The following is a 15206-nucleotide window of genomic DNA, read 5'->3' as shown; positions in this document are numbered from 1 at the left end:
CAGGCGATCCTCAGGCACGAGCAGCAGGTTTCGCGGGCAGCCAGGCGGCCTTGGCCTGGGCTTCCAGCGCGAGCCTGCAGACGGTGAAGGCGTGCCGCTGGCTCATCGCGGTTTCGCTGCGGGCGCCGATGTCGGCGATCAGGTCGCGGAAATAGGTCAGCGGCTCGCGTGAGGCGTCGATGTGGCGGGTGCCGTTCTTGTCGACGAGGAAGACATGGTCGGTGCCGGGGCGGCCGGCGATGTCGACATATTTGCGCAGTTCGATCGTGCCTTCGGTGCCGAGGATGGTCAGGCGGCCGTCGCCCCAGGTCGGCAGGCCGTCGGCGGTGAACCAGTCGACGCGGATATAGCCGCCGGCCCTGTCGCTGCGCAGCAGGACCTCGCCGAAATCCTCGAAATCGGGCAGGTCGGGGCCGCCGAAATGGCCGACACCTGAGGCCACGATCTCTGCATCATTCGAGCTGGTGAAATGCAGGAACTGGTCGATCTGGTGCGAGGCGATGTCGGTGAGGATGCCGCCGAAGTGGCTGTTATCGAAGAACCAGCCGGGTCGGATCCCGCGGTTGAGGCGGTGCGGGCCCATGCCCAGCGTCTGAACGACGCGGCCGATTGCCCCGTCGGCAATCAATTTGCTGGCTATTATCGTCGCGGGAACGATGAAGCGCTCGGAGAAGCAGATCGAGAAGATGCGGCCGGTCTCGGCGACCGCCTTTTCCACTGCGCCGAGCTGGTCGAAGCTGGTGACGCCGGGCTTGTCGACCATCACGTCCTTGCCGGCCTGCATGGCGCGGATGGCGATGGCGGCCCGGTCCGCCGGCACGGCGGCGCAGACGATCAGCTCGACCGACGGGTCGTCGATCAGCCGCTCGGCCGTGCTTTCCGGCAGGTCCGGGAAGCGCTCGCGGAAGCCGGCGAGGACGCGCTCGTCGCTGGTCGCGGGATCGAAGCCGACGCAGGTCGCGCCGGCTTCGAGGAGGCCACCGACCATATGGTAGATGTGGCGGTGGTCGAGGCCGATGGCGGCGAAGCGCATGTCTATTGCGGCGCCCCGTGGCCGACGCCGATCTCCTGATCCCAGCGCCGGAAGGCAGCGACGAGGCGCTCCGGGGTCAGTGGCGGCTTGGTCGGCAGGCTGGTGATCAGCCCGTCATATTCCGGCCGGCCATATTCGGCGAGGACATCGCGGCTTTCCTGCGGCGCCATGGCGAGCGTCACGCCCTTCACGGCCGGGCCGGGATAGAAATAGCCCTTGTCGTAGGTCACGGCCTGTGCCTCCGGCTTGAGCATATGGGCCATCAGCGCGACGAGGGCCGGCATCTTGTCGGCCGTCACGCCCCTTGGGATGCACATGAACTGGGTGTCCGGGATCCAGTGCGTGTTGGCGAGCACGAAGACCTTGGCCTCCTTCGGCACGATGCCGAGCACGCGCGGGTTGATGTCCCAGCCCAGCGTCGAGACGATGACGTCGCGGGTGCCTTCGCCAAGCTCCTTCATCGTCGCGGCGGTGCCGCCCGGATAGTAGTCGATGCCGGTGCCGAGCTCCTTGAGATAGGCCCAGCTCTTGTCCCAGCCCTTCATCGGATCGGTGGGGTCGGCGTCGCCGAGGATGTAGGGCAGGCCCTGCAGCCAGGTCCAGCCGGGGCCGGAATTGACGGGGCGGGCATAGGTGAAGCGCTTCGGGTTCTGCTTGACATAGGCCAGCAGCTCCTCGGCGGTCTTCGGAACGGCCTTGAGACGCTCCGGCGCGTACTCGAACAGCGGGCCGGAGGGGGAATAGACGACCGCGACGCCCTCGTTCTGGCCGAAGTTGCGCTGCATCATCAGCGCCTGCTCGTGATAGACCTCTTCCGGCTTCGGCAGGTCCTTGGCGTGGGATTTCCAGACATCGACCCAGAGCCCCTGCTGGATGCCGTCCGACATGGCGCCGGGGCCGGTCAGCACAAGGTCGATGTCGACGCGGTTGGCCGCCTGCTGCGCCTTGAGCTTGGCCGGCAGCTCCGGCGAGGGCGCGCGCGAGAAGTTCAGCCGCGAGATCAGCTTCGGATTCTCTTTGGCGAAGCGCTCGATGGCGACCTGCGTCAGCTGCAGATTGCCGGCGACGTCGATGATGTTGAGCGCGACCGGGGCGCTCTGTGCCAGCGCGCCGCCGGCTTTCAATGCGGCAAGGCCGGCTGCTCCGGCCATGATGGTTCGGCGTGTCGGATGGTTCATGGTCTCTCCCTGGGGTTTGGCTCTCTTTTGGCGTGCCATGATCGGCATCAGGAGCTCTTGCCTGGGATACTAGTGCACCACGTTGTGGCACGCCAGCGCATTCGCTGGCATGGGCGGCACCATTTCGGAGCATGCGATGAACGGGCGGATCAGACTTGTTCGAGGAGGAGCGACTCCGCCGCGCGGCTGAGCAGCGGCGAGGCCGCGCCGTGGATCTCGTAAAGGTGGCTGGCGGCCGCGCCGGAGAGGTCCGGGACGGCAAAGCCGTCCATCGTGCCTTCCGCCCGGAACAGCGTGTTGAACCGGGCCCAGAGCTGCGGGTTGGCGGAGAAGGGACCGCTCACCGCGATGCGGGCGGGAAAGAGCAGGCGACAGGCATTGGCGAGCGCGCGGGCGAGCAGCTGCGCTGCCATGTCGATTTCCGGCAAGGACAGGAGGTCCAGCCCGGCAAGCTGCCGCGCAAGCCGGATCTCATCCTGATCGAGATCGGCCCAGTGCCGGCGCAGCGCCGGGAGCAGTGACCAGAGCGCGGCGCCGGTTTCGAGGCAGGCGGTGTTGCCGCAGCCGCAAGGGCGATCTTGCAGCGCGGCGAGCCGCCAATGCCCGATTTCGCCGAAGGAGCCGGTCGGTGCGAAGGGCTCGCCGTCCATCGCATAGGCGAGCCCGACGCCCCAACCCCAATGCAGCAGGATGGTGCCGCCCGTGAAATTCTCAGGCTCGCGGGCGGCCCGGGCGCGCAGTTCGGCGTCGAGATTGCGGCAGACCGTGACGGGTCCGGCGACGGGGGCGAGGATCGAGGCGATGTCGAGCCCGCGCATGCGCGGCCAGCGCGAGGCTAGCAGCCATTGGCCCTGCTTCAGGTCGATCAGGCCGGAGAGCGAGACGGCGGTGCCGGCGTGGCTCATGCCCGGCGGCATCGCGTCGAGGAGGTCTCGCGCCAGTTCAGCCATCGCCGCGGCGATGGCTGCGTTGTCGGCATCGCTCGCAATGGGACGGCGGCGCTCGGCGACGAGATAACCATTCAGATCAACCAGCGCGCCTGACAGCGACTGGCTGGAGACATAGATCACGGAGGCGCCGATGCGGCGGGTATGGGCGACGAGGATCGCGGGAGGACGGCCGCGCCCGCTTGCTTCGCCGACCGTCTCTATGACGAGGCGGCGGGCGATGAGCTCGCCGACGACGCGCGAGACACTGGTCGAGCGGAGCTGGAGGATGCGGGCGATATCGGCACGGGAATGAGCCTCGCCGTTCAGGATCAGCCGGTAGATGCGGGCGCAGTCCCGGTCATGGGCAAGCGCAAGGCGGCTTTCGTCGATCGTCAGCAGGGACAAGGCAGGCTCTATTCAGAACGGTTGCGTTCAAAATTAATCGTTGCGTTTCAGCCGAAGCTTCATAAGCTCGGTAGCAGAATATCGGAAATTTTTTGACGGAAAAGGTTCAAAAATTGATGATCGAGATGCATGTTGCCTCTGACAAAGACGGGCTCGGCCGGCAGGCGGCAGCGCTTGGCGCACAGGCGATCCGCGAGGAGCTTGCCCGCCATGGCGAAGCGACGATCATCGTAGCGACCGGGGCGAGCCAGTTCGAGATGCTGAGCCATCTCGTGGTGGCCGAGGGTATCGACTGGAAGAAGGTCACGGCCTTCCATCTTGATGAATATGTCGGCCTGCCCGAGAGCCATCCGGCGAGCTTCCGCCGCTATCTGCGCGAGCGCTTCATGGCGCCGCTCAAGAACGCGCCGACCTTCATCCCCGTCGATGGTGAGGGCGATGCCGCGGCGGCGGTGAAGCAGCTCAACGCGCTGATCGCCGGCAAGCGCATCGCCGTTTGCTTTGCCGGCATCGGGGAAAACTGCCACCTCGCCTTCAACGATCCACCGGCCGATTTCGACGCGGAAGATCCCTATCTCATCGTGAATCTGGACGAGGCTTGCCGGCGCCAGCAATTCGGCGAGGGCTGGTTCCCGAGCTTCGCGGACGTGCCGCAGCAGGCGATCTCGATGAGCATCCGCCAGATCCTGAAGAGCGAATTGATCGTCCTCTCCGTCTCCGACACGCGCAAGGCCGAGGCGACCAAGGCCGCGCTGGAGGGGCCGGTCAGCAACCTGGCGCCGGCCTCCATCCTCCAGACGCACAAGCGCACGGTGCTGTTTATCGATCCGCCGGCCGCGTCGCTGCTGAGCCGGAAGGGCTGACGATGCGCACGCCCGGTCTCGTCGATCTCCAGGTCAACGGCTTCGCCGGGGTGGATTTCAACTCCGGCACGATCACGGCTGATGAGCTCGACCGGGCGCTGGAGGCGATGCTGGCGACGGGCGTGACCACCTGCCTGCCGACGATCATCACCGCGCATCCGCATGAGCTGGAAGAGCGCTTCCGCGCGCTCGACGCAGCGGTGAGCGGCAGCCGGCTCGGGCCGCTGATGTGCCCGGGCTACCATCTCGAAGGCCCGTTCCTGAATCCGACCGCAGGTTATTCCGGCTGCCACCCGCCGGAGGCGATGACGGCAGCAACGGCCGAACTGGTCGCGCATCTTGACCAGCTGCTGTCGCGGCCGATCCTGATGGTGACTTTGGCGCCGGAGGTCGAAGGCGGCGTCGCGCTCGCCGGTCAACTTGCTCGCATGGGCAAGGTCGTTGCCATCGGCCATTCCGCCGCCGATTTCGGGACCGTCGCCGCCGCTGCCGATGCAGGCGCGACGCTCTCGACCCATCTCGGCAACGGCCTGCCGCAACAGATGCACAAGCTCGTCAATCCGCTCTTCGCGCAGCTCGCCGAGGATCGATTGATGGCCGGTTTCATCGCTGACGGCATCCATATTCACCCGAAGGCACTGAAGAGCCTGATCCGGGCGAAGGGCTTTGAGCGCTCGATCCTCGTCACCGATGCGGTGGTCGCGGCGGGCGCCGCGCCCGGCCGCTATAGCTTCGCCGGCATGCCGGTCGATCTCGCCGCGGACGGCTCGGTGCGCCAGCCGGGCGGCGCCTCGCTGGCGGGTTCGGCGCTCAAGCTCGACGATGCCGTGCGCAATCTCGTGGCCTGGGGGATTGCCTCGCCCGAGGAAGCGATCGCCATGGCCTCGACCCATGCGCTTGCCTGCATCGCCGGGGCGCTGGTCGCCGCTGGTATCACCTTGCCGGAGAACGCGATCGAATGGTCGCCGGAACTCCGCATCCGCGGCGTGCGCATCGGCAACGAGCGCCGCGATTTCGCCGCCGGGGCAGCAGCCTGACGACCTCACCAACAAGCAAGAGGGGAAAACAATGAGCGAATTCTCGAAAGGCGTCGATCGCCGCACCGTCCTGGGCGGTCTCGGCGCGCTGACCATCGGAGGAAGCGGCGCCTTCGCCGCCGCGCCGCCGCTGCCCTCGGCCCCGGTCGGCATCAACATCATCGATGTCGGCGGTGCTCTGGCGCTGATGCAGCAGGCCTTCGACGACTACCGCAACGCCAATCCCAAGCTGGTCTCGCGCATCACCTATGTGAAGGCGCCGGCACCGGAGCTGGCGAGCAAGATCAAGGCACAGCAGGATGCCGGCCGCGCCGATCTCGACCTCGTGCTGACCGGCTCGGATGGCCTCGCGGCCGGTCTCGAGCAGAATCTCTGGCTCAAGATCTTCCCCGATTTCGCCGAGAAATTCCCCAACATCGAGCAGAACTACGAGCCGGCGGCGCTCAACCTGCACAAGGTCCAGGGCGCCGGCTTCGGCACGGTGGTGAACTACTATCCGTCCGGCCCGCTGCTCGAATACATGCCGGACCGCGTCAAGCAGGTGCCGACCACGGCCGAGGAGCTGCTGGCCTGGGCCAAGGCCAATCCCAACAAGTTCATGTATGCGCGCCCGACCAACTCAGGCCCCGGCCGCACCTTCATGATGGGCCTGCCCTATATCCTCGGCGACAAGGACCCGCAGGACCCGGTCAATGGGTGGGACAAGACCTGGGCCTATCTGCAGGAGCTCGGCGAGCACATCGAATACTACCCGGCCGGCACCGGCGCGACGATGAAGGAGTTCGGCGACGGCTCGCGCGACATCATCATCTCGACCACGGGCTGGGACATCAACCCGCGCGCGCTCGGCATCGTGCCGAAGGAAGCGAAGATCCAGACGCTGAAGGGCTTCCACTGGGTCTCGGACGCCTTCTTCATGTGCGTGCCGAAGGGCATCCCGAACGATCGCCTCGCCGTCGTGCTCGACATCATGGCGCATGTGCTGACGCCGAAGATGCAGGCCTATTCCTATGACGAGGGCTATCTCTATCCGGGGCCGGCGGTGAAGGATGTGCCGCTCTCGCTGGCGCCGAAGCGGAGCCAAGAGGTGATCGCGGAGTTCGGCCGGCCGGAATACGCCGATCTCATCGCCAAGAACCCGATCGAGCTGCCGCTGAAGCCCGACAAGATGGTCGTCGCCTTCCGCAAATGGGACGAGCTGGTCGGCGCCAAGCGCAAGCGCTGACGGAACGTGCGATCAACTCTCACTCCGTGGAGCGAGAGAGGCCCGGAAGCCATCGCACGGTGCCGCCACCGACGATGGATTCCGGGCCGTTTCCGTTGCGGGCAATCAGGCCGGGATCGGAGCTTCGGCCTCGCCGAGCCTCCAGAAGAGCCGGACACCGCCGTCGCCAGTGCTTTCGAGGCCGGGCACCGCGGCGAGGAGCTTGCGGGTATAGGCGTGCTGCGGATTGTCGAAGATGTCGTCGCGGGGGCCTTCCTCGACGATGCGGCCATCCTGCATGACGATGACCCGGTCGGCGACCTGCTCGACCACGCCGAGATCATGGCTGATGAACAGGCAGGAGAAGCCGTGCTTCTTCTGGAGTTCGTCGAAGAGCTCGAGCACCTGCGCGCGGACCGTGACGTCGAGCGCCGAGACCGGCTCGTCGGCGATGACGAAGCTCGGGCGGCGCACGATCGCGCGGGCGATCGCGATGCGCTGGCGTTGGCCGCCGGAGAGCTCGTGCGGATAGCGCTCGGCGAAGCCGTCCTTCAGGCCGACCTCGGTCAGAACCTCGGCGACGCGCGCCTTCCGGTCGGCCGGGGTCATGTCCGGCACCAGGCGCAGCGGCTCGGCCACGAGCTGTTGAATCGTCATGCGCGGGTCGAGCGAGGAGTAGGGGTCCTGGAACACCATCTGGCAGTTGAGCCGGTAGTCCCAATAGGCCGTCTCGCTCTTCGTGATCGGCTTGCCGTTGAAGCGGATCTCGCCGCCGGCCGGCTTGACCAGGCCCGCGATCGACTGGCCGAGCGTGGTCTTGCCCGAGCCGGACCCACCGACCACGGCGACGACCTCGCCCGGCTTCACGTCGAGGCTGATGCCGTGTAGCGCCCGCTTCGCCTGCTCCTTGCGGAAGAAGCCCTGCCGACCGGGATATTCGACGACGAGGTCGCGCACCGCCACGATCGGCGTCTTGGCCACAGGCAGCAATCGCGCCGGCAGTCGATGCGGCATCGCCGAGAGCAGCTTGCGGGTATAGGGGTGCTGCGGCCGGGCGAGCAGGTCCTCGGCCTTGCCCTGCTCGACCACATCGCCCTGGCACATCACGACGATGCGGCTGCAATAGCGCGCGACCATGCCGAGATCATGCGAGATCAAGAGCACGGCGGTGTTGTTGGCCTGGGTCAATTCGACCATCAGCTCCATCACGTCGCGCTGGACGACGGCGTCGAGCGCCGTCGTCGGCTCGTCGGCCAGCAGCAGGGCGGGCTTCAGCAGCATCACCGAGGCCAGCATGATGCGCTGGCGCATGCCCCCGGAGAACTGGTGCGGATAGGCGGCGAGCGCGCCCTCCGGATCGCGCAGGCCGACGCGCCGGAGCATGTCGAGGATCAGCGCGCGGCGGGCGGGTGCGTCGAGCTTGCGATGCAGCGCCAGGCCCTCGTCGAGCTGGCGGCCGATCAGCATCGACGGGTTGAGCGAGGTCATCGGCTCCTGGAAGACCATGCCGACTTTGGCGCCGCGCATGGCGCGCAGATCCTTGCCCGACATCGCCATCACATCCTGCCCGTCGAAGCGGATCGTGCCGGAGGTGAGCGCGACCGCGGGCGGGATGAAGCCCATCACGGCCCGGGCGGCCAGCGTCTTGCCAGAGCCGGATTCGCCGACGATGCCGACGATCTCGCCGGGGAAGACCTGGAAGGAGACGTCGTTGACGACGGTGCGGCCGGAGCCGCCGATCTTCAATGTGAGATTGGCGACATCGAGAAGCGGGGCAGCAGTCTTGCTCGACGCGCTTTCTTGACGCGAACCGGTGTCCACTGCGCTTGAAGACGCTTTGGTCATCGCGAGCCCCTCATCCGCGGGTCGAGCTTGTCGCGCACGGCGTCGCCGAGCAGGTTGATGCCGAGCAGGGTCAGCGAGATGCACAGGCCCGGAAAGATGCCGAGCCAGACCGCCTGCCCGATATAGGGCCTGGAACCGGCGAGCATGTTGCCCCAGGTCGGGGCCGGCGGGGGTACGCCGAGGCCGAGGAAGGAGAGCGCGCTTTCCGCCAGCAGGACATAGCCGAACATCGAGGTCGCCAGCACGGTCAGCGGCGCGATGCAGTTCGGCAGGATGTGGCGGGCCATGGTAAAGGCTTCGGAATTGCCCATGACGCGGGAGGCCGCGATGAACTCGCGCTCGCGCAGCGAGAGCACGGCCCCGCGCACGACGCGAGCGACCGAGGGCGTGTAGGCGATGCCGAGCGCGACGATGATGCCGTATTTGTTGGCACCGACGACGGCCAGCAGGCCGAGCGCCAGCAGGATGCCGGGGAAGGCGAGCAGCGCATCGTTGAAGGCCATGATGATGCGGTCGGTCCAGCCGCGCATATAGCCGGAGAACAGGCCGATCAGCGTGCCCAGCACGACCGCGAGCGTAACGGTGAGCAGGCTGATCCAGACCGAGGTCGCAGCGCCCGCCATCAGGCGCGAGAGCACATCGCGGCCGAACTCGTCGGTGCCGAGCCAGTGGAGGGCGCTCGGCGCCGCCAGCTTCTCGCGGAAGGAGAGCTTGAGCGGGTCGTAGGGCGTCCACAGCGCGCCGGTGCCGGCGGTCGCGAGCAGGATGCCGATCAGCGTGCCGCCGACGATCGCGTTGGGAGCCGGGAGCTTCATGCGGCTGGCCTTCTTCACGGAGCCGCCAGTGCTCATGGTGCTGTCACTGCTCATTGCGCGGTCACCCTTGGATCGAAGACCGGGTAGCAGAGGTCGATGACGAGGTTCACCAGCACATAGGTGAAGGCGACGAAGAGCATGCAGCCCTGGATCACCGGATAGTCGCGGGCGAAGATCGCATCGACGAGCAGGCGCCCCAGTCCCGGGATGGTGAAGACGGTCTCGACCACCGCGATGCCGCCGAGCAGATTGCCGAGCACGAGGCCGATCAGCGTCCAGGTCGGGCCGAAGGCGTTCTTGAAGGCGTGGCGCCAGAGCACGGCGCTCTCCGAGAGGCCCTTGGCGCGGGCATGGGTGATGTAGTCGAGCCGGAGCACCTCGAGCGTCGAGGCGCGGGCCATGCGCAGGATCACGCCGATCTCGTGCAGGAACAGCGTCATGATCGGCATGATCAGATAGAGGATGCCGGCCCAGGGGTTCTCGGCGATCGAGACATAGCCGACGACCGGCAGCCATTCGAGCTTGAGGCCGAAGAACAGCAGCAGCAGCAGGCCGAGCCAGAAAGTGGGGATCGAGAGCAGCAGCGTCGCGGTGGCGACGAGGCCGAGATCAACCGGGGTATCCTGCTTCCAGGCGGCGATCACGCCGGCCGGCACCGCGACGAGGCTCGCCAGCAGCACCGCGACGAGCACGATCTGGGCGCTGACGGCGAAGCGCTGCAGGATCAGCGGCAGAACCGCCTGCTGCGACGAGATCGACTGGCCGAAATCGCCGGTCAGCACCTTGCCGAACCAGATGCCGAACTGCGCCGGCAGGCTCTGGTCGAGGCCGAGCCGGGCCCGCAGATCGGCGAGGCTTGCCGGCGTCGCCAGATCACCCAGCATTAGCTGCGCGGGGTCGCCAGGGATCAGGCGGATCAGGACGAAGACCGAGACTGCTACGATCAGCAGCGTCGGCAACGCCATTGCGATCCGCGTCAGCGCGAAACGAAACATCGAAGGCCCTCCCAAGCCTCAATACCGGCCCCGGCCAAAGCCAGGGCCGGAGGCGCCCCCTTACTTGGCGACGCCAACCTCCCAGAGCCGCAGCTGCGACGCCCACGGCGTCACACCGGTCAGGCGCTTGGAATGGGCGATGATGTCGAGGTCGTTATGGGTGAAGATGGTCGGCACCTGGTCGATGAAGCGCTTGTGCAGCTCATCGAAGAGCTTTTGGCGCTCGGCCGGGTCGGTCACAACCATCGACTTGTCGATCAGGGCGAGCGCTTCCGGGTCTTCCCAGACCTTGCGCGGCTGCTTGTCCTTCGGGCCGGCGATCTGCTCGAATCCGAGAGCGGGGTCGAAGCGGCTCGAATAGGAAAAGGCCTGCATCTGGTAGTTGCCCTTGTTGTAGCGGTCGAGCTGCGTCGCCCATTCCAGCACTTCGATCTCGGCGTTGATGCCCACTGCCTGCATCATTGCCTGGGCGATGACGGCGGTGTTGAAGCTCGGCACGCTGGAGCGCTTGTTGGCGAGGATGACGATCTTCTCACCCTTGTAGCCGGCCTTCTGGAGCAGGGCCTTGGCCGCGGCGGGATCGTATTTGAAGCCCTGCTTCTCGACGTCGCCATAGTATTTCGAGGTCGTGTAGACCGGCGAGTTGTTGGGCTTGCCGAGGCCGTTGGAGACGTTGGCGACGAGTTCGGGGAAGTCGATCGCGGCGGCGATCGCCTGGCGCAGGGCCTGGTTCTTCATCACCGGATCACGGGTCTGGATGATGAGGCTGTGCCGGACCGGGTTAGGCGCGATTGCGAGCGCGACGTTGGGTGCGCCCTTGAGGTCGGGCACATCGGATTCCGGCATCAGCGCCATGTCGAGCGAACCTGCAAGCAAACCCGCCTTCACTGTCGCCGCGTCGGGGATGACCATGAAGCGCGCTTCCTTCACCAGCGGCCGCTTCGAGCCGATATAGCCGTCGCGCTTGTCGCCCTTCGGCGAGGTGTACTGGTCGAAAGCGAGGAGTTGGACCGACTGGGCGCGCTTCCATTCGCCGAGCATGAAGGGGCCGGTGCCGATCGGCTTGTCCCAGTTGCCGTCGGCCTTCACCGAATCCTTGTGGATCACGGCCGTGCCGCCGCAATCTGCCCGGGCCAGCGTGTCGAGGAAGAGGCCGTTCGGCGCGTTGAGCTCCATGACGAAGGTGTTGGCATCCGGGGCCGTGGCCGAGACGACCTTGAGGCCGTTGCGCCCGTCGAAATCGGACAGGCAGCGCCAATCGGTCTTCGGGTCCATGTAGCGGTTCCAGCTCCACAGCACATCGGCCGAGGTCATCGTGGCACCGTTGTGGAACTTCACGCCGTTGCGCAGGCGGAAGGTATAGGTCTTGCCGTCGGGCGAGAGGTCGACCTTCTCGGCCAGAAGCGGGCCGACCGAGCCGTCCTCGGCATAGCCGACGAGGCCCTCGACGATATGCAGCACGACCGCGTCGGTATTGCCGTCCCGGTTCACACCGGGGTTGGTTGAGCGGATGTCGGCATTGAGCACGGCGGTCAGCGTCTGGGCCTGCAGGGCGCCGGCCGAGAGGGCGAGCGTAGCGGCGGAGACAAGGAGGCGCTTCATGATGGTTCCCCTGTTGTCGTTGTGATCGTTCAGCCGGCCTTGCGGGCGGCGCGGATACGGCGGAGTTCGCCGGCGAAGAAATCCTCGACGACCGGCACGACCTTGACCCCGTCATGTGGCGTGTTCGGCACGAGGTCGAGGCGCGCGGCGATGCCGTTCTCCGCGAAGTTGTCGCGCAGCTTGGCCAGCCTCTCGGGGCGGGTGGCGCCGGCATGGTTGGCGTCGGGCATCCAGTTGCGGCCGCCCGGCTTATGGGTGATCTCCCAGGTCTCGAGATCGGCGGCGCCGACGACCATCTGGACCGCGACCTTCTGCATTGCGGGGATGTCGAGTTCCTGGCCGAAGAGTGTGGCGAAGTCGCGCGTGCCGACCCACCAGTCGCGGGTCGGATCGAGCAAGGTCACCGAACCCGGCGCGCCGATCGAGACGCCCCAGAGCTTGTTCGGCTGGAGCATCAGGAAGCGGTGGGCGAAGTGCCCGCCGCCGGAATAGCCGAAAAGGCCGAAGCGGTCGAAGGCGATGCCATAGCGCTCGGAAACCTCCTCGACGATGGCGAGCAGCACATGGTCGTAACGGAGCTTGCCCTCGCGCATGTATTTGAAGCCGTCGCGATAGCCGTCGCCCATCACGCCGATCGGGAAGAGCGGCGCCAGGATGATGCAGTTGTTCCAGCGCGCGAAGGCGGAGAAGGCGTCGCGATAGCCGGTGAAGCCGCGACCGGTGCCGTGCATCGCGACGATCAGCTCGGGCTTTTCGCCGCCTTCGCCGAGGCTCGGCGGGACATAGAGGCAATAGGGGAAGCGCGGATCGTGCTTCGCGGCGTAGATCGAGGTCGGACCGTATTCGTAAAGCGCCTTGGCGCGCGCGGCCGCCTCGATTTCCGGCTTAGCGGTCTGTTCTGCCACGGCGCTCACGGGCTCTCTCCTCTGGCGAAATTATTGGCGCCAATTTTGTTGCATGTTATGGTTGGCTTCGCAACCAACTTCTGTCGCGCCGCCCGAATCCTGCTAGAGAGCCAACCATGACATCCCAGCGGAAACGCGAAAACGCCGGCACCCGGCGGGCCATCCTCGCCAACGAGATCGCGCAGGCGATCCGGCTGCGCGCATTCCGGCCGGGCGAGTGGCTGCGCCAAATCGACCTGGAGGAACGCTTCCAGGCGACGCGCTTCGACGTGCGCAGCGCGCTCGACGAGCTCGCCGTGCGGAAGACGATCGAGCATGTCCCCAACCGGGGCTATCGCGTCGCCGAAGTCGATATGAAGACCTACAGGGAGATCCAGGCAACGCGGATCGTTCTGGAGACGGCGGCGGCGGACGGCATCGCCGCGCGTATCGACACGGCGGCGGTCGCGCGCTTGACCGAGGCCGCGGAACGATTCTCCGCCGTTGTGCTCACCGGCAGCCGCACCGAGCAGAGCGAGATCAACCGTGCCTTCCATCAACTGCTCTATTCCTTCTGCGGCAATGCCGTGCTGGAGGAGATGATCTGGGGGCTGCGCGACCGCGAGCGCGGCACGCAGATGACGGTCTGGAGCTCGCATGAATCGCTCCTGCGCAGCGACCGCGAGCACTATGCGATGATCGAGGCCCTGAAGGCCGGGGATGCGCCGCGCCTCGCCAAGGTGATCGCGGACCACATATTGACGGGCGGCACACGCGGGCTGGCGGCAGCGGCGCCGGGCTGATCGCCTCGCCCCGCAAGGTTCACTTGGCGATGCCGACCTCCCAGAGGCGCGGCTTGGAGGCGACCCAGGGGGAAAAGCCCTGCAGGCGCTTGGAGACCACCGCCGTATCGACCTGGTTGTAGAGGAAGACCAGCGGCGCATCGGCCAGCATCATCACATGCAACTGGTCGAAGATCTTCTTCCGCTCGGCCTCGTCATTGACCAGCGTCGCCTTCTCGATGAGGGCGTTGGCCTGTGCATTGTCCCAGACCTTCGAGGGCAGTTTGTCCTTCGGGCCGGAGAACTGATTGTAGCTCTGGGCGGGGTCGATGCGGGCGGAATAGCTGAAGGACATCATCTGGTAGTTGCCCTTCGAGAACCGGTCGAGCTGCGTCGCCCATTCGAGGATCTCGATCTCGGCCTTGATACCGGCGGCCTGCAGCATCGCCTGCGCCATGATCGCGACGGGATAGCTTGGCACGGTCGAGCGCTTGTTGGCGATCAGCCTGATCGTCTCACCCTTGTAGCCGGCTTCGGCGAGTAGCTTCCTGGTGCGGGCGAGGTCGTGGCTGTAGCGTCTCTTCTGGACCTCGTCATAGAAGGGCGAGGTGATGTAGACCGCCGAGTTGTTGGTCTTGCCGAGGCCGCTCGAGGCGGCGCCGACAATCTCGTCGAGATCGAGTGCGGAGACGATCGCCTGGCGCATGCGCACATCGCTCAGAACCGGGTCGCGGGTCTGGAGCAGGATCGTGTGTTTGGTGGCGCTCGGCGCGGTCAGCACCTGCAGGCCGCTCTTCTTCATCTCCGGCACGTCCTCGTCCGGAACGTCGGCGACATCCAGCGCTCCCGACATCAGGCCGGCCTTGACGGTCGCGCCATCGGCGATCGCGAGGAACTTGACCTCCTGCGCAAGCGGGCGCTTGGAGCCGACATAGCCGTCGCGCTTGTCTCCAACAGGCGAGACGTAACTGTCGAAGCGCTTGAGCAGGACGAATTCGCCGCGGCGCCAGTCTGCGAGCTGGAACGGTCCGGTGCCGATCGGCTTGTCCCAGCCGCCATCGGCCTTGACGGAGTCCTTGTTGATGATCGCGACCATCGCGCAGTCCGTGCGGGCCATGGTGTCGAGGAAGAGCGCGCTCGGCTTCTCCAGCTTCATCACGAAGGTGCTGGCATCCGGGGCGGTCGCTTCGGTGACTTTGAGGCCGAGGCGGCCGTCGAATTCAGGCTTGCAGCGCCAGTCCGTCTTCGGGTCCATGTAGCGGTTCCAGCTCCACAGCGCGTCGGCTGAGGTCATCTCGGCGCCGTTGTGAAACTTCACGCCCTTGCGCAGGTGGAAGGTGTAGGTCAGCCCGTCCGGCGAGATCTCGATCTTCTCGGCGAGCAGCGGCGCGACGGCGCCATTCTCGCGATACCCGACCAGGCCCTCGACCATGTGCAGCACCACGGCGTCGGTGTTGTCGTCGCGGTTGACGCCCGGATTGGTCGAGCGGATGTCGGCGTTGAGCGCGACATTGATCGTCTGCGCCTGGACCGCGCCGCCGATGAGCGCGAGTGCGAGAGCAGGCGCCGAAATGCGGATCATTCTCGTTCCCCTTGCCGTTATGCCGTCAGGGCACGCCCTGTGCGGGCATGCC

The 15206-nt window shown here is 66.4% G+C and carries 13 protein-coding genes; 4 read left to right on the top strand and 9 right to left on the bottom strand.

All coding sequences use genetic code 11. The features are described from left to right. Positions 1-10: 10 nt before the first annotated feature. The 3 genes from AC1DDA_RS19765 to AC1DDA_RS19755 all read right to left on the bottom strand — a co-directional run bounded on the left by AC1DDA_RS19765 (position 11) and on the right by AC1DDA_RS19755 (position 3545). Entirely contained in the window at positions 11-1033 is a 1023-nt protein-coding gene (locus tag AC1DDA_RS19765; protein ID WP_476797042.1) for a Gfo/Idh/MocA family protein, read from the bottom strand. 2 nt (positions 1034-1035) lie between these two features. Continuing rightward, the gene (locus AC1DDA_RS19760) at positions 1036-2211 is read right to left on the bottom strand and encodes an extracellular solute-binding protein (protein WP_476779601.1); all 1176 of its coding nucleotides are present in this window, start codon (positions 2209-2211) and stop codon (positions 1036-1038) included. 149 nt (positions 2212-2360) lie between these two features. Next, positions 2361-3545 carry an ROK family transcriptional regulator gene (locus tag AC1DDA_RS19755; RefSeq protein WP_476797041.1) on the bottom strand — a complete coding sequence of 395 codons (1185 nt, stop codon included), beginning with the start codon at positions 3543-3545 and terminating at the stop codon, positions 2361-2363. Between the two features lie 125 nt (positions 3546-3670). Here AC1DDA_RS19755 and AC1DDA_RS19750 point away from each other — a divergent pair, with 125 nt between their 5' ends. From AC1DDA_RS19750 to AC1DDA_RS19740, 3 genes are read left to right on the top strand one after another with little or no spacing between them, the layout of a single operon-like run. Next, complete coding sequence (locus AC1DDA_RS19750; RefSeq protein WP_476797040.1) at positions 3671-4408, top strand: glucosamine-6-phosphate deaminase; 738 nt, start codon at positions 3671-3673, stop codon at positions 4406-4408. Between the two features lie 2 nt (positions 4409-4410). Next, the gene (locus tag AC1DDA_RS19745; RefSeq protein WP_476797039.1) at positions 4411-5445 is read left to right on the top strand and encodes an N-acetylglucosamine-6-phosphate deacetylase; all 1035 of its coding nucleotides are present in this window, start codon (positions 4411-4413) and stop codon (positions 5443-5445) included. 31 nt (positions 5446-5476) lie between these two features. Further along, the gene (locus tag AC1DDA_RS19740; RefSeq protein ID WP_476779597.1) at positions 5477-6670 is read left to right on the top strand and encodes an extracellular solute-binding protein; all 1194 of its coding nucleotides are present in this window, start codon (positions 5477-5479) and stop codon (positions 6668-6670) included. 105 nt (positions 6671-6775) lie between these two features. On the opposite strand, the gene AC1DDA_RS19735 is transcribed toward AC1DDA_RS19740, so the two are convergent. From AC1DDA_RS19735 to AC1DDA_RS19715, 5 genes are read right to left on the bottom strand one after another with little or no spacing between them, the layout of a single operon-like run. Beyond that, the gene (locus AC1DDA_RS19735) at positions 6776-8494 is read right to left on the bottom strand and encodes an ABC transporter ATP-binding protein (RefSeq protein ID WP_476797038.1); all 1719 of its coding nucleotides are present in this window, start codon (positions 8492-8494) and stop codon (positions 6776-6778) included. Next, positions 8491-9309 (bottom strand): ABC transporter permease, encoded by an 819-nt coding sequence (locus tag AC1DDA_RS19730; RefSeq protein WP_441511862.1) that lies wholly within the window; start codon positions 9307-9309, stop codon positions 8491-8493. Before AC1DDA_RS19730 ends, AC1DDA_RS19735 begins: the two co-directional genes overlap by 4 nt. A gap of 50 nt (positions 9310-9359) precedes the next feature. Continuing rightward, positions 9360-10304: an ABC transporter permease gene (locus AC1DDA_RS19725; RefSeq protein WP_476779595.1), complete on the bottom strand. Its 945-nt coding sequence runs from the start codon at positions 10302-10304 to the stop codon at positions 9360-9362. A 60-nt stretch (positions 10305-10364) separates the two neighbouring features. Next, positions 10365-11906: an ABC transporter substrate-binding protein gene (locus AC1DDA_RS19720; RefSeq protein ID WP_476797037.1), complete on the bottom strand. Its 1542-nt coding sequence runs from the start codon at positions 11904-11906 to the stop codon at positions 10365-10367. Positions 11907-11935: 29 nt separating this feature from the next. After that, positions 11936-12820: an alpha/beta hydrolase family protein gene (locus AC1DDA_RS19715; protein ID WP_476779593.1), complete on the bottom strand. Its 885-nt coding sequence runs from the start codon at positions 12818-12820 to the stop codon at positions 11936-11938. Positions 12821-12927: 107 nt separating this feature from the next. On the opposite strand from AC1DDA_RS19715, the gene AC1DDA_RS19710 reads away from it, so the two are divergent. Then, complete coding sequence (locus tag AC1DDA_RS19710; RefSeq protein ID WP_441511610.1) at positions 12928-13593, top strand: GntR family transcriptional regulator; 666 nt, start codon at positions 12928-12930, stop codon at positions 13591-13593. Positions 13594-13612: 19 nt separating this feature from the next. Here AC1DDA_RS19710 and AC1DDA_RS19705 read toward each other — a convergent pair whose 3' ends face one another. Continuing rightward, complete coding sequence (locus AC1DDA_RS19705; protein ID WP_476797036.1) at positions 13613-15154, bottom strand: ABC transporter substrate-binding protein; 1542 nt, start codon at positions 15152-15154, stop codon at positions 13613-13615. Between the last annotated feature and the right edge of the window lie 52 nt (positions 15155-15206).

The sequence above is a fragment of the Allobosea sp. 10N428 genome (assembly GCF_056394545.1).
Note: the sequence above shows the minus strand (reverse complement) of the source record. Positions and strands in the feature narration are given on the sequence as shown.

Bases quoted from the DNA above. Each gene is read 5' to 3' on its own strand.
- AC1DDA_RS19765 (WP_476797042.1), bottom strand. From the start codon at position 1,033: ATGCGCTTCGCCGCCATCGGCCTCGACCACCGCCACATCTACCATATG.
- AC1DDA_RS19760 (WP_476779601.1), bottom strand. From the start codon at position 2,211: ATGAACCATCCGACACGCCGAACCATCATGGCCGGAGCAGCCGGCCTT.
- AC1DDA_RS19750 (WP_476797040.1), top strand. From the start codon at position 3,671: ATGCATGTTGCCTCTGACAAAGACGGGCTCGGCCGGCAGGCGGCAGCG.
- AC1DDA_RS19745 (WP_476797039.1), top strand. From the start codon at position 4,411: ATGCGCACGCCCGGTCTCGTCGATCTCCAGGTCAACGGCTTCGCCGGG.
- AC1DDA_RS19740 (WP_476779597.1), top strand. From the start codon at position 5,477: ATGAGCGAATTCTCGAAAGGCGTCGATCGCCGCACCGTCCTGGGCGGT.
- AC1DDA_RS19735 (WP_476797038.1), bottom strand. From the start codon at position 8,494: ATGACCAAAGCGTCTTCAAGCGCAGTGGACACCGGTTCGCGTCAAGAA.
- AC1DDA_RS19730 (WP_441511862.1), bottom strand. From the start codon at position 9,309: ATGAAGCTCCCGGCTCCCAACGCGATCGTCGGCGGCACGCTGATCGGC.
- AC1DDA_RS19725 (WP_476779595.1), bottom strand. From the start codon at position 10,304: ATGTTTCGTTTCGCGCTGACGCGGATCGCAATGGCGTTGCCGACGCTG.
- AC1DDA_RS19720 (WP_476797037.1), bottom strand. From the start codon at position 11,906: ATGAAGCGCCTCCTTGTCTCCGCCGCTACGCTCGCCCTCTCGGCCGGC.
- AC1DDA_RS19710 (WP_441511610.1), top strand. From the start codon at position 12,928: ATGACATCCCAGCGGAAACGCGAAAACGCCGGCACCCGGCGGGCCATC.
- AC1DDA_RS19705 (WP_476797036.1), bottom strand. From the start codon at position 15,154: ATGATCCGCATTTCGGCGCCTGCTCTCGCACTCGCGCTCATCGGCGGC.